The organism is Gallaecimonas zhanjiangensis, from assembly GCF_057624825.1.
On record NZ_CM172603.1, the window covers coordinates 2162168 to 2175202 of the forward strand.

The 13035-nt window shown below is 57.0% G+C and carries 13 protein-coding genes; 6 read left to right on the plus strand and 7 right to left on the minus strand.

Going from position 1 to position 13035, the window contains the following annotated elements; all coding sequences use genetic code 11:
- The first annotated feature begins 96 nt into the window (after nt 1-96).
- Entirely contained in the window at nt 97-1368 is a 1272-nt protein-coding gene (gene bioA, locus AC22G1_RS10285; RefSeq protein ID WP_487313314.1) for an adenosylmethionine--8-amino-7-oxononanoate transaminase, read from the plus strand.
- Between the two features lie 44 nt (nt 1369-1412).
- On the opposite strand, the gene AC22G1_RS10290 is transcribed toward bioA, so the two are convergent.
- Genes AC22G1_RS10290 through AC22G1_RS10305 form a run of 4 tightly spaced genes read right to left on the minus strand, consistent with a single transcriptional unit; the run spans nt 1413 to nt 4431 of the window.
- On the minus strand, nt 1413-1664 hold the full coding sequence (locus AC22G1_RS10290; protein WP_050658250.1) for a hypothetical protein: 252 nt from the start codon (nt 1662-1664) through the stop codon (nt 1413-1415).
- A gap of 42 nt (nt 1665-1706) precedes the next feature.
- Nucleotides 1707-2471, minus strand: a complete 765-nt coding sequence (locus tag AC22G1_RS10295; RefSeq protein ID WP_487313315.1) for an SAM-dependent methyltransferase — start codon at nt 2469-2471, stop codon at nt 1707-1709.
- Complete coding sequence (locus AC22G1_RS10300) at nt 2468-4213, minus strand: tetratricopeptide repeat-containing diguanylate cyclase (RefSeq protein ID WP_487313316.1); 1746 nt, start codon at nt 4211-4213, stop codon at nt 2468-2470. The genes AC22G1_RS10295 and AC22G1_RS10300 overlap by 4 nt, the downstream gene beginning before the upstream one ends.
- Before the next feature lie 2 nt (nt 4214-4215).
- Nucleotides 4216-4431, minus strand: coding sequence for a hypothetical protein (locus AC22G1_RS10305; RefSeq protein WP_487313317.1), 216 nt, complete (start codon nt 4429-4431; stop codon nt 4216-4218).
- A gap of 149 nt (nt 4432-4580) precedes the next feature.
- Here AC22G1_RS10305 and asnS point away from each other — a divergent pair, with 149 nt between their 5' ends.
- The 3 genes from asnS (at nt 4581) to AC22G1_RS10320 (ending at nt 8462) form a co-directional block, all read left to right on the plus strand.
- Nucleotides 4581-5981, plus strand: coding sequence for an asparagine--tRNA ligase (gene asnS, locus AC22G1_RS10310; protein ID WP_487313318.1), 1401 nt, complete (start codon nt 4581-4583; stop codon nt 5979-5981).
- 87 nt (nt 5982-6068) lie between these two features.
- The gene (locus AC22G1_RS10315; RefSeq protein WP_487313319.1) at nt 6069-6662 is read left to right on the plus strand and encodes a LemA family protein; all 594 of its coding nucleotides are present in this window, start codon (nt 6069-6071) and stop codon (nt 6660-6662) included.
- 3 nt (nt 6663-6665) lie between these two features.
- Entirely contained in the window at nt 6666-8462 is a 1797-nt protein-coding gene (locus AC22G1_RS10320; protein ID WP_487313320.1) for a M48 family metallopeptidase, read from the plus strand.
- Nucleotides 8463-8490: 28 nt separating this feature from the next.
- Here the strand turns inward: AC22G1_RS10320 and AC22G1_RS10325 are convergent, their stop codons facing one another.
- The 3 genes from AC22G1_RS10325 to yejK form a co-directional block, all read right to left on the minus strand.
- Nucleotides 8491-9144, minus strand: coding sequence for a hypothetical protein (locus AC22G1_RS10325; RefSeq protein WP_487313321.1), 654 nt, complete (start codon nt 9142-9144; stop codon nt 8491-8493).
- Between the two features lie 95 nt (nt 9145-9239).
- Complete coding sequence (locus tag AC22G1_RS10330; RefSeq protein ID WP_123421412.1) at nt 9240-9518, minus strand: PilZ domain-containing protein; 279 nt, start codon at nt 9516-9518, stop codon at nt 9240-9242.
- Between the two features lie 182 nt (nt 9519-9700).
- Entirely contained in the window at nt 9701-10717 is a 1017-nt protein-coding gene (gene yejK / locus AC22G1_RS10335) for a nucleoid-associated protein YejK (RefSeq protein WP_487313322.1), read from the minus strand.
- A gap of 66 nt (nt 10718-10783) precedes the next feature.
- Between yejK and AC22G1_RS10340 the strand changes: the two genes are divergently transcribed.
- Both AC22G1_RS10340 and AC22G1_RS10345 read left to right on the plus strand, forming a co-directional pair.
- Nucleotides 10784-11008: a YejL family protein gene (locus AC22G1_RS10340; RefSeq protein WP_487313323.1), complete on the plus strand. Its 225-nt coding sequence runs from the start codon at nt 10784-10786 to the stop codon at nt 11006-11008.
- A gap of 63 nt (nt 11009-11071) precedes the next feature.
- Nucleotides 11072-12928: a DUF3413 domain-containing protein gene (locus AC22G1_RS10345; protein ID WP_487313324.1), complete on the plus strand. Its 1857-nt coding sequence runs from the start codon at nt 11072-11074 to the stop codon at nt 12926-12928.
- The last annotated feature ends 107 nt before the right edge of the window (nt 12929-13035 follow it).

Genomic DNA, 13035 nt, shown 5'->3' on the forward strand with positions numbered 1-13035 from the left:
GCGTTCCTTATCATTTGTCTTTGCTTGGCTAGTGTAGGGATAGCCGTTAAGCTGTCAACGCCTACCAGTTAAATCACATTTACAGTTGGTTATTTAGTGAGCATTTCAAGTTCCGACACCCAGTTTGACCGCCACCATATCTGGCATCCCTACACGGCTCTTCGCGATCCCCTGCCCACCTATCCCATTGCCCGCGCCAACGGCGTGCGGCTTTACTTAGAAGATGGCCGGGCGCTGATTGATGGCATGTCCTCCTGGTGGGCGGCCATTCACGGCTATAACCACCCTGCCCTCAACGATGCCGTGACCGCACAGCTGGGCAAGATGAGCCATGTGATGTTTGGCGGCATTACCCATGAACCGGCCATTCGCCTTTGCCAGCAGCTGGTGGCCATGACCCCGGCGCCCCTGGAAAAGGTCTTTCTGGCCGATTCGGGCTCTATCAGCGTGGAAGTGGCGCTGAAGATGGCGGTGCAGTACTGGCAAGGGCGTGGCCAACCGCAAAAATGCCGCTACCTGACTCCTCGCCGCGGCTACCACGGCGACACCTTCGGCGCCATGTCGGTGACCGACCCGGACTCAGGCATGCACTGGATGTTCAAAGGTTTGCTGCCGGGCCATGTGTTTATGCCGATGCCAGAGGCGCCCTTTGACAGGGACGCCAGCAGCGATCTGGCCATCGCCGAGCAATACTTTGCCGAGCACCACCAAGAGCTGGCCGCCGTTATTTTGGAGCCGGTGGTGCAAGGGGCTGGCGGCATGCGCATTTACTCGCCGGATTATGTGAAAGGCATCAGGGCGCTTTGCGATAAGTACCAGGTGCTGCTTATTCTCGATGAAATTGCCACCGGCTTTGGCCGCACCGGCAAACTGTTTGCCATGGAATGGGCCGAGGTTTGCCCCGATATCCTTTGCCTGGGCAAGGCCCTTACCGGCGGTTATATGACCCTGGCCGCCACCCTCACCACCCAGGAGGTGGCGGATGGCATCAGCGACTCCCCGGCCGGCTGCTTTATGCACGGCCCCACTTTTATGGGTAATCCGCTCGCCTGCGCCGTGGCCTGCCAAAGCCTGGCATTGCTAAGCGAAAACCGCTGGCAACAGCAAGTCACAGCCATTGAAGCTCAGCTCAAAGCCGAGTTGCTGCCACTCAGCGCCCATGAGGCGGTTGCGGATGTGCGGGTGCTGGGGGCCATTGGCGTGGTGGAAGTCAAAGACCCGGTGAAGATGGCCGAGTTGCAGGCCAAATTTGTCGCGCTAGGAGTGTGGATCAGGCCCTTTGGTAAGCTGATTTACCTGATGCCGCCTTATATCATCAAGCCGGATGAACTGACTCAACTGACGGCGGCCATTAAAGCGGCGCTGTAAATGGCGAGAAAAAAGGAGGCAGCTGCCTCCTTTTTTATATTCGCTTAGAAACCTGCGCGGCTGTATACCGCCACGGTGTCGCCTAAAAATTGCACCGTGATAGTTTTGTCACCGCTTTTCCATTGGCAGGATTGGGCTTTTAATACCGCATCGCCACAGCTGTCGGCTTTACCGAGCAGCGCTTCAACATCGGCTTTTTTCATGCCAACACTGAGTTTGTCGTAATTTTCCAAAGTCACCTTGGAGCAACCCGCCAGGGCGGCCATCAGGGCAAAAGGTAAGATCCAGCGTTTCATCGTTGTTCTCCATGTAAAACCCCTAGAGCATATGCCAGAGCCTTAAATGGCCTCTAGTCGCTCGCGCCAAAATTCATCCACCTCTAAAGGTTTCGTTAAGGCGGGCACCACCAAGGTGGTGATTTGGCTGGTCACGGCGTGCTCGAGATCCTGCAGTTTCACCCGCTCGGCCCGGCAATCGCCAATGGGGTAAATATTGGCTTCGTAGAGGATCACTTCGTGGTCACCTGGGTACCATTGCATCAGCTTATCGGCCAACAGCGCCAACCATTTGGGCTCGGTATCAAAGCGTTTGAGGCTCAAGTCGCCGGTCAAGCCCACCTGCCAGAGGATCAGTAGCGCGCTTGGGTCAATGCTGCGTTTAAAGAGTAAAAACTGGGTGGCTTCCATGCTTTGGCAGCCTCTTTTGCCTGGGTCGAGGCCAAGGTCGGCATAAAGGCAGGCGTCGGCGGAGATCCCAGGGTCGAGGCGAGCCTCGATACCGGCTTTTTTAGCGGCCTGCATCAGCATGTGGGGTACATCGGCAAAAATAGCCGGATGGCCGTAAAAGACGGCGCAGATATTCTGGCCGGTTTCAGCCGCCGCCATCACCTGATCGCGCATATCGACATAGGTTTGCGGGCGATACTTGCCTTCGGCGTAATGGGTATGAAGAGACTCAAGATCGGGGCGAACATTTTGCAGCCAGGCCAGCGCCAGGCCATCAACCAACGCAAACACTTTGTCTGCCGTTTTAATCTCGCTGAGCGCCCTTTCACTCAAATGCTTACCCAGGGTGATCCCCAGGCCCACGATGACCAGACTCATACGGAGTTTTCCTTTTCCGTTGCCACTTCCACGCTGTTTTTGCCGTTTTCGCGGGCCAGGCACATGGCCTTTTGGGTCCGCTGGAGCAGGCTCTCAAAAGTGCTGTCGTCTTCGTTTTGCTGTGCTATTCCAAAACTCAAGGCATAAAGGAGGTCAAGATTGACGTCTTCGCCGCGTAGCCCCGGTCGCTGGCAGGCCCTGACCCGCTCTTTGGCCACTTCTATCGGCACATCTTCCATGACCGCCACAAACTCGGCGGCGCCAATGCGGCCCAGCAAGAACTCGGAGCCCACAGCCGAGGCAAAACGCTGGGCTACCCGGTGGATCACCCGGTCCGAGGTTTGCACACCGTATTGCAGGTTGAAGCGGTAAAAATTATCCACTCCAACCACCACTAAGGTCAGTGGCCTACCCTCGGCAAAAAGCGCATCGCATTTTTTAAAGAAGGTGGTCCTGTTGTAGAACAGGGTTAGCTCGTCCCGCTCGGATAACGCCTTAAGTCGTTTTTGTTGATGGCGATTTCTAAAAAGCAGCACCATCAGCAGCGCGCAAAACAGCACCAAACCTAGCAGACCTTGCACCAACAACCAGAAACGTTGGTGGGCGTTGTCGTCTTGCAACGTGAGCAGCTGGTTTTGCTGCTCAAGCAGGGAGATTTGCTGCTTTTGGCTATCAAAACGCAATTTGGCCTGCAGGTAGGACAGCCGGGTATTTTTGCTCTCATTAGCCAGAGACTCGACAGCACTGGCATACTTTTCGGTATAACCCACCAGCTCTTTGTCTTTGTCAGCGGCATTGATTTTGGCCATCAACAAATACAGGTCGCTTTTTTCCTTCCATTGGCTGCCCCCCAGCATATCGAGGCCACGGCTGGCCCAGCTGTAAGCGAGAGCTTTATTGCCCAAGGCATAAAAACTTTTGGCAATGCCGATGCTGGTATTGAGTTGGCCGTCTTTGTAACCGGCATCGTCAAAGCCATTTTTGGCTTTCAAAAAATAGCCAAGGGCATCGGTGGCATCGTTTTTCTTGAGATAATAATGGCCAATCACCAGGTTAGCGCTGGCCACATAAATAGGGCCTGCACTCTTGGAGCAAACCGCTAATTGCTTTTGAGCCGCCGCCAGGCTTTGTTCCGCATCGCCCTTGAGGTGATAAATGGTGGTGAGGGACTGCTGGGCAATACAGCGCTGATAAGGGCTGCCCTTCTCTTCCACCAAAGCCACCAATTTTTCGGCATTGGCAAGAGCGGTATCAAAGTCCTCTACCCGGCTGTACATGTAAGTCATGATGTAAAAATAATCGACCTTGGCCTGGGTCTCGGTCAGTTTTGGATACAGCTCACTGGCCCGTAAAATGTATTCAAAACTGGCATCAAAGTGGCTGCGAATACCTTCCATTTGGGCAAGTAAATAGAGGGCCCGCATTTTACGGTCTGGGTTCTCGGTGGCTGCAAGGATTTGCTTTAACGAACCGGTGGCGGTTTCGTATTGCCCTTTCAATATTTCCTGGTGGGCTTGCAACAATTGGTAACGAATAAGCTCGTCTTCTGTGGCGCTGTCTATTTTGCCGGCCAACTGCCGAAGCAAGGCTTGCGTTGCCTGAGGGTCTTTAACGCGAGACGCTTCAGCCTGGGTCAGCAGGTTTTCAACATCCGACTCTGCCGCCGTTGCAAACGAAGACGGCCCGCCAAGGGCAAGCAGTAAAAACGCTGTCGATGCCAGGCGGGCCAGCAGCTTTGGCAAAATTACTCTCCGAAGCTGGTTACAACGCTGATGATCATATTGACGGGGGGGACAGCGGCCAGTGTACCCACCTGGGCCATGTCGCCTTGCAAGAGCGCATCCTGACAACGGCTATCCAAACCTCTGGATACCATCAACGCGCGGGGATTGTGTTGAAACTCACGGGCCACTGCAGCATCCCGGCCCAGCTCATTAAGGAAGTTCAATAACTCAACCATAAGTTTTCTACCTTCACTGGTTAACCCCGACCTAATGTACTCCTTTTAGCAGGGAAGTAAATTGCCCGCCAATGCCGCTTGTCTTGGCCTACGTTGCAGGTATCATGTCTGCTCCTTAACGAAGTGAAGCCAAATAAAAGGAAAAAGGCATGACGCAAGCGTCGGTAAAAGCGGTATTGGCCGGTGAGTTTCCGGTTGGTACCGAAGTGCAGGTTAAAGGCTGGGTACGTACCCGCCGGGATTCCAAAGCCGGGATCTCTTTCGTGGCTGTCTATGACGGCTCCTGTTTTAATCCCCTGCAAGCCGTCGTGCCCAATTCGCTGAATAATTACGAAGACGACGTCAAGAAACTGACCGCCGGCTGCTCAGTGGTTGTGACCGGCAAGGTGGTGGATTCTCCTGCCTCCGGCCAAGCCTTTGAACTGGACACCAGCAGCCTTGAGGTACTGGGTTGGGTAGAAGATCCCGACACCTACCCCATGGCGGCCAAGCGTCATTCCGTTGAATACCTGCGGGAAGTGGCGCACCTTCGCCCCCGCACCAACTTGATTGGCGCCGTGTTCCGGGTTCGTAACTGCCTGAGCCAGGCCATTCACCGCTTTTTCCATCAGAACGGGTATTTCTGGATGGCCAGCCCCATCCTGACCGCCTCCGATGCCGAAGGTGCCGGTGAAATGTTCCGGGTATCAACCCTGGACTTGGCCAACCTGCCGCGCACCGACAAAGGCGACGTGGATTTCAGCCAGGACTTTTTCGGTAAGGAAACCTTCCTGACCGTATCCGGCCAGCTGAACGGCGAAACCTACGCCTGCGCCCTGGGTAAGATTTACACCTTCGGCCCCACCTTCCGCGCCGAAAACTCCAACACCAGCCGCCACCTGGCGGAATTTTGGATGGTGGAGCCGGAAGTGGCCTTTGCCGAGCTCAAAGACATCGCCCAGCTGTCTGAAGACATGCTCAAGTTCGTGTTCAAGGCGGTATTGGAAGAATGCCCTGACGACATGGCCTTCTTTGCCGAGCGCGTCGACAAGGACGCTATCAACCGTCTTGAGAAGATGATTGATGCCGAGTTCGTGCGCATGGATTACACCGATGCGGTAGAGATCTTAAAAAACTGCGGCAAGACCTTCGAGTTCCCGGTGGAATGGGGTACCGATCTGCAATCCGAGCATGAGCGTTATCTGGCCGAAGAGCATGTTGGCGCGCCGGTTATCCTGCAGAACTATCCCAAGGACATCAAAGCCTTCTACATGCGCCTTAACGACGACGGTAAAACCGTTGCCGCCATGGACGTACTGGCCCCCGGTATCGGCGAGATCATCGGTGGCTCCCAGCGCGAAGAGCGCCTTGACGTGCTGGACGCTCGTCTCGAAGAAATGGGCCTGAATAAAGAAGACTACTGGTGGTACCGGGATCTGCGCCGCTACGGCACCGTGCCCCACGCCGGTTTTGGCCTTGGTTTCGAGCGTTTGGTGTCTTACGTGACCGGTGTGCAGAACATCCGTGACGTCATTCCCTTCCCCCGCTCGCCGGGCAACGCAAAATTCTGATACAAAAAGCCCCGCACCTGCGGGGTTTTCTTTTTAGGCCATCCATCAGTAAAGTGGGGCTAACTCTTTGACCAAGGAAGAATCCCGATGACCGGATTGATCGTACTGGTGGTGATCGTCGCCATCCTCGCTTTTTGGCTGGTATCCATTTACAACCAGCTGGTAACCCTCAAAGCCCGTTTTGAAAATGCCTTCTCGCAAATCGAAGTGCAGCTCAAGCGCCGCTACGACCTTATCCCCAACCTGGTAGAAACCGCCAAGGCCTACCTCAAGCACGAAAGCGAAACCCTGACCAAGGTCACCGAAGCCCGTAACCTGGCGCTGGCGTCCTTGCAGGCAGCCAGCAGCCAGCCCGGCAACCCTGACGCCATTGCCGCCCTCAGCCAGGCCGAAAAGCAACTGACCAGTAGCCTGGCCGGTTTTAACGTGCAGCTGGAGGCCTACCCGGATCTCAAGGCCAACCAGAACATGATGCAGCTCACCGAAGAGCTGACCGCCACCGAAAACAGGGTAGCCTTTGCCCGCCAGGCCTTTAACGACGCGGTGACCGGCTACAACATTTACCGTAAATCCATCCCCAACGTGCTGGTTGCCGCCACCTTCGGCCACCCCACCGACGCTTCCTTGCTGGAATTTGAGGACAGCGCCGCCATCCAGGCCGCCCCTAAAGTCAGCTTCTAAGCCATGGATTTTTATAGCCATCAGGACCAGGCCAGAAAGAAGACCTTCTGGCTGCTGGTCTTTTTTGTGGCAGGGCTCTTGCTGCTGTCGCTCGTTACCACGCTGGTGGTGGGTTTTGGCCTCAATGCCAACCAGAGCGACGGCTACCAGGACACCAAACCGCTATTGAGCCTCGGCCTTTACGGCTGGGTGACGGCCGGGGTGATGAGCGCGGCCATACTCGCCGCCCTTTTTAAGTACTTCAGCCTCAAGGGCGGCGGGCGCAAGGTGGCCGAAGCCCTCGGCGGCCGGCGGGTCAGCCAGGACACGCAGGATCTAGCCGAGCGCAAACTGCTCAACGTCGTGGAAGAAATGGCCATCGCTGCCGGGGTGCCGGTGCCGCCGGTGTACATTCTTGAAAATGAGAAAGGCATCAACGCTTTTGCCGCCGGCTTTTCCATCAACGATGCGGTGATTGGCGTGACTCGCGGCGCCGTAGACACCTTCACCCGCGCCGAATTGCAAGCCGTTATCGGCCACGAATTTAGCCACATCTTTAACGGTGACATGCGCCTTAACCTGCGTTTGGTGGCCTTGCTGTTTGGGTTGCTGTTTGTAGGCCAGTTGGGCCGGCTGCTGCTGCACGCCGGCTCCGGGTCATCGCGGAACAACAAGAAGGACGGCAACGCCCTGCCCCTTATCGGCCTGGGGCTGGTTATCATGGGCTACCTGGGGGTGCTTTGGGCGCGCATCATGCAATCGGCCATCAATCGTCAGCGTGAATACCTGGCCGACGCCTCGGCAGTGCAATTTACCCGCCACCCCGAGAGCCTGGCATCGGCCCTTAAAAAGCTGGGCGGCCACGTGGTGGCCTCGGCGGTGCAGCACCCGGACACCCAAAACTACAGCCATTTGTTCTTTGGCCCGGCGCTCACCGCCCAGTTTGGTGGGCTCTTTGCCAGCCACCCGCCGCTACGCCAGCGCATTTTACGGCTCGACCCCAACTGGGACGGTAACTACAGCCGCCAAGAGCCCAATCAAAGCGAGATGGTCAGCCCCAAGGTCAAACCAAGCCGCCAGGCCGATATCGCCATGCAGGCCGCCGTTGCCCTGGCAGCCACCCTACCCTACGGCTTGGATAAGGCCAGCCGCGACCCGCTGGACAGCTGTTACCTTGTTTTTGCGCTGCTGCTGGACGAAGACAGCGCCGTGCGCGAGCGGCAGCTGGCCATGCTGCAAAACCCGGCGCCGGTAGCCAAGCTTTTCGAACAGCTTGGCGAGTTGCAACCGGGGCAGCGTTTCCCGCTGGTTGAAAAGGCTATTCCCAGCCTTAAGGCGCTGTCTGACAGCCAGTATCGCCAGTTCCGGGATACCTTGATGAAACTGGTGCAGGCCGACGGTAAAACCAGCCTCTTTGAGTGGCTGCTCTACCGTTTGGTTACCCATCAGCTGGGCGCTCAATACGAAGCGCCGACCGGCCAAGGCATGAAGGTGCGCAAACTCTCCGCCTTGAGCGAAGAGGTGCAATTGCTGCTGAGCGCGCTCGCCCACCTTAACCCCGATAGCAACGCCGCAACCCGCGCCTTTGGCATGGGCGCCAACAGCATGGGGCTTTACAACATCACCCTGTTGCCAGAGGCGCCAACGCCGCAGGCACTGGGGCAGGCCCTTAGCAAGCTGCAAGGCGCCTCTGAGCCGGTGCGCCAGCGGTTTTTACAAGGGGCGCTCAAAGCCATCCGCCAGGACGGCGTGGTGACAGGAGAGGAAGCAGAATTTTTCAGGGTGCTAGCGGTGTGCCTTGATTGCCCCGTGGCCTTATGAAAAAGCCGTGGCAACCGCCACGGCTTTTTTAAAGGGCAACCACCACAAACCGCCCATGACGGGCACCACGTAGCGGCAGAAAATAGACATCGCCCACGGCGTAATAGCGGGTGCCTGCCACCCACACTTCAATGGCGCCGGGGGGTAAGGCACTGACCACAGTACCCACAGCCCAAATCTCGCTGGGGTCGACCAGGCCGTAATAGCCATAGCTTGGGTACCAGCGATAGTAACTGTCGTAGGCGCTGTAAAAGGTCAGGCCCCCCAACACAAAGCTCACCGCCACCCTTGGCAACTGGCGCACATAGTAATGATGGCGCGACGGGTGCCAGTGTTGGGTATACCCGGAATACCGGGGCGGCTGATGGTAACGAGGCTTGGGCTGTTGCCAATGGGGATAGGACGGTTTGCCCTGCCAATCAGAGCGGTGTTTGGGCTCGTGACGCTGGCCCTGCCAGTTATCCTGTCGACGATGCTCTTGGCGCCCTTTATGTTCTTGGGGCGCAAAGCGTTGGCGTTTGAACTCTTCGCCTTTTTGGCGGGTTTGATGGGGGTTATTGAGGGTGACCGATTTATTTTGCCACTGGGGCGAGTCACGGCGGCGCTGCTCATCCCTGTCGGCGTAGGCCGGCATGGCCAGCACCGCCGTTGTCAGCGCCATGGTAAGGGCAGCTTTTAACATAAGGGACTCCTGTGACAGCTTTCCCTTATAAGACCGCAGCACCCCGGTGAAAGGTACAACGGACCGCCCTTTTGTTTAAAAAGCGCTCACCTTTGTTAGTTTGAGAAGGACAGGCCGACTTCAAAGCCCGGATCTTTAGCCTCACAGCGGATCACTACTGCATCGGCCATAAAAGGCGGTAACCGGTCCATGCCTCCTTCTATCTTGACTTGCACCTGGGTGCCTTCGGCCAGAGGTTCATCAAGCATCACCCCCATGCCATTACCGCTCAAGTTGCTGCAATGGCCAGCAAGATGCGCATCCTGCACGATTATCTCTACCGGCGAGTTGATTTCCATACGCCGCTCGCGGCGCAGATCTTCGGCTCTTATCATGCTGTTCCCCTTTTAAGGTACCGCGTTCTTATTGTGCTCGGGCAGCCTGAAGGCTGCCGCTCTCCTGCCTTTTCCCTACCAGCCGACCGCCGGGAAAAGTTGCGCTCTGTCGAGAATTTATACTGCCGACCGGCAGAATCAAGCCTCTTTGGCCAATAAAAAACCGGCTGACGCCGGTTTTTTCAATCCGTGCTACCTAGCCGACGTTTTAGCTGGTCGCGCAGGTTGGCCGGCAAACCCTTGATGGTGAGGGTGTCGGTGGCGGCGTTGTAGACAACCCGCTCGCCCAGGTGCTTTTCTTCAAAGCTGATGGTGACGCCAGCGCCAGTACCGGAAAATTTCACCAGCGGCTTAAGGGCACTTTGCTCCACCGGGAATTTGTCTTCCAGGCCGTATTCGCCTTGTACCGCGAAATCGGCAAAGCGGCTTTCCCCTTCCCAGGGCGGCAGCGCATCGGAGAGCTCAGCAACGTCCACTTCGTCACCGCTTGAGGCCTTTTCCTTACAATAATCAAAGACCTGTTTGCCCACTTCCTGGCGCTCTTGGCCTTCAAGGCCGGCTGCGGCGCAGTAGTCGTCCACGGCGGTGAGCAGGGCCTGACTCTGGGCCTTGGCATTAACCCCTTCTTCGCAGCCGAGAAAATCGAGGAAGAAATCCGAGACTTTGCGCCCGGCGCGGCCACGGATAAAGCTGATGTATTGGCGCCGCTCAGGCTCCACCTGCCAGGCGGTCAAATCGATACTGGCCGCCAGTTGCAGGCTTTTGAGTTCCAAAAAGCGGGTCTGGCCCAGCTCCAGGGCGTCGGTGATGGTCACTGAATCCTGGGCTTTGAGCTGCATCACCAGCAGTTTGTCTACCGCCAGATGCTGGTAGTGGGCGATGAGCAGATAACCGGTTTCAATCAGCGCGTAGTGATTGAGCTGGGCTTGCAGCAGTTCGGCGGCTTGCAAGGAGAAGGGCACAAAGGGCTGCTGGCCGTCGAGGTAATTGGCAAGAGCTTCGGCAAAGCCGCTACCGCCGTCTTTAAAGGCGGCAAAACCTTTACCGGGCTTGGCGGCGTAGCTGGCGTGCAGCTCGGCAATGAGGTTGGACACGGCGTCGCTGTTGGGCAGTTGCTGCTCACGGGGACGCACCACCAACAGGCCTTCCTGGTTAAGATCCAGGCGATGGAGAATAACGGCTTTAACGTCGATGCTCATAGGGTATCTGGCAGGTTAACAGGGCGTGGTATCATACCAGCTTTGCAGACAGACCGAGACCACCCCATGCCCTTTCAATCCAAATACGATCCCGAGCACATCACCAAACTGTCCAGCGACATGCTGGCGCTGCTGAGCAAAGAAAAGGTGCCGGTAGACTTGGCCCTGATGGTGCTGGGTAACGTGCTGAGCAACGTGGTCAACGACAACGTTCCGGCGGGCCGGCGCAGCGAACTGGTCAAACAATTTGCCAAAACCCTTGAGCAAAGTGTGGTCGGCGGGCACCACTGATTGCCGGGCGGGGGCATTCAATGTGACAATGCCCCTGCCAAATCAACAACAAGCAGACAGGCAATGACGGGACAGGAAAAGGACAGATTGGAGCCACGGCTGGCCGAGCGTATCTCCAGGCTGATTAACTGGGGCCACTGGTTTACGTTCTTCAATATCTTGCTGGCGATGCTGATTGGCAGCCGCTACCTCATTGAAAACGGCCTGCCCGACACCTTCCTTGGCCTGCTTTATACCCTGGTGACCTGGGCCGGACATTTTGCCTTCCTGGCCTTTATCGTTTTTGTCATCACCCTCTTTCCCTTCTCGATACTGGTGCCGCTGCCGCGGCTGGTGCGCTTTTTTGGCGCCCTGGTGGCGACCCTTGGCCAATTGACCCTGGTGGCTGACACCTTTGTGTTCAGTCAATACCGGCTGCACCTTAACGGCTTCTTATGGGATTTGATTGCCTCAGGCGAAGGCCAGGTACTGACCCGCCACTACTTTACCTGGATGGCCCTTGGCATCCTGCTGGTGGTGATCTTTGCCCTGGAGCTGGTGGCCGGGAATTTCCTCTGGCGCCGGCGCCACCGCTTTAAAGAAACCCGCATGGGCTTTAATGTGGCCGCTGCCTTTGTGGTGTGTTTTTTCGCCTCCCACAGCATGCACATCTGGGCTGATGCCCGGGTTTATTACCCCATTTTGCGCCAAGGGGCGGTGTTCCCCGTCTCCTACCCCGCCACAGCCAAGACCTTCCTGGCCAGCCACGGCCTGCTGGACATGGACGATTACCAAAAGCGGCTGCAAGACACCAAAGGCACCGAAAGCCTGTTAAAGATGCCCAAGACCCTGGCCCCCTTCAGCCACCCCGACACCAAGGTCATCGTGGTGGTGGTTGAGGGTCTTCGCGCCGATGCCCTGGCCCCCGACACCATGCCGCACCTCGAAGCCCTGGCCGAGAAGGGCCTTCGCTTTAATGACCATTTCTCCGGCTCCAACGAGCCGCGCGACGGCATGTTCAGCTTCTTCTACGGCCTGCCTGCGGTCTACCAGAATGCGGTCAAGCTGGGCCGCGACCCATCCTTATTGGTGCAAAGCTTTAAAGACCTCAACGACCCCATCGGCGTCTTTGCCTCAGACGGCCTCACCCAGAACGACCTGGGGCAAACGGCCTTTCGCGGCATGAGCATTCCTGATTTTAGCGGCAGCGTCTCTCACCGGGACCAGCAGGCGCTAGACGCCCTCCTGGATTGGACCGCCAAGCGCCAGGGCGGCTACTTTGCCTACTTGCAACTGGGGGCGCCGGCCAGTTTCTCCACGCCCAAGGATTACCCCAATCCCTTCCAGCCAGATTGGCCGGTGGTGAACCTGGCCGAGCTGGACGCCAGCAGCGATGTGGATCAGGTGAAAAACCGCTACCTTAACGCCGTGCATTTCAGCGATGGCCTGCTGGGCAAGCTTATCGACACCCTCAAAGCGCGGGGCGAGCTGGACCACACCTTGCTGCTGGTCACCTCCGACCATGGCATGGAGTTTAACGACAACAAAAACGACACCTGGGGCTACAACAGCGATTTCAGCCGCTATCAAACCCAGGTGCCACTGGTGATCAACTGGCCCGGCATGGCCCACCAGACCTTTGATGGCTTGACCAGCCATCAGGATATCCTGCCTACCCTAGTGGGCAGCGCTCTGGGTAGCCAGGTGCCTGGCAACCAGTACAGCTCCGGCACCAGCCTTTTTGCCGACCAACGGCCTGGCTGGGCCATTCTTGGGGATTTCCATGAGTTTGCCATCTTGCAAAACGATCGCGTGCTGGTCATGAACCGCTTCGGCCAGTACAGCATTCGCGACAACAACTACCGGCCCATTAAAAAGGCCCACGTCAGGATTGGCACCCTGATGGAAGCGTTAAAAGAACTGAAACGCTTCTACCGGTAAAAAAGGCGGCCAGATGGCCGCTTTTTTATTGCCGTGCTTTTGCTTGGCCACTGATATTGCAGGTAAAAATAGGCGCCCCAATGCCGTAAAGGGCGAAAAGCCGCCCT

Excerpts from the sequence above, each read along its gene's own strand:
- AC22G1_RS10290 (WP_050658250.1), bottom strand. The coding sequence starts at position 1,664 with ATGAAACGCTGGATCTTACCTTTTGCCCTGATGGCCGCCCTGGCGGGT.
- AC22G1_RS10295 (WP_487313315.1), bottom strand. The coding sequence starts at position 2,471 with ATGAGTCTGGTCATCGTGGGCCTGGGGATCACCCTGGGTAAGCATTTG.
- AC22G1_RS10305 (WP_487313317.1), bottom strand. The coding sequence starts at position 4,431 with ATGGTTGAGTTATTGAACTTCCTTAATGAGCTGGGCCGGGATGCTGCA.
- asnS (WP_487313318.1), top strand. The coding sequence starts at position 4,581 with ATGACGCAAGCGTCGGTAAAAGCGGTATTGGCCGGTGAGTTTCCGGTT.
- AC22G1_RS10315 (WP_487313319.1), top strand. The coding sequence starts at position 6,069 with ATGACCGGATTGATCGTACTGGTGGTGATCGTCGCCATCCTCGCTTTT.
- AC22G1_RS10320 (WP_487313320.1), top strand. The coding sequence starts at position 6,666 with ATGGATTTTTATAGCCATCAGGACCAGGCCAGAAAGAAGACCTTCTGG.
- AC22G1_RS10325 (WP_487313321.1), bottom strand. The coding sequence starts at position 9,144 with ATGTTAAAAGCTGCCCTTACCATGGCGCTGACAACGGCGGTGCTGGCC.
- AC22G1_RS10330 (WP_123421412.1), bottom strand. The coding sequence starts at position 9,518 with ATGATAAGAGCCGAAGATCTGCGCCGCGAGCGGCGTATGGAAATCAAC.
- yejK (WP_487313322.1), bottom strand. The coding sequence starts at position 10,717 with ATGAGCATCGACGTTAAAGCCGTTATTCTCCATCGCCTGGATCTTAAC.
- AC22G1_RS10340 (WP_487313323.1), top strand. The coding sequence starts at position 10,784 with ATGCCCTTTCAATCCAAATACGATCCCGAGCACATCACCAAACTGTCC.
- AC22G1_RS10345 (WP_487313324.1), top strand. The coding sequence starts at position 11,072 with ATGACGGGACAGGAAAAGGACAGATTGGAGCCACGGCTGGCCGAGCGT.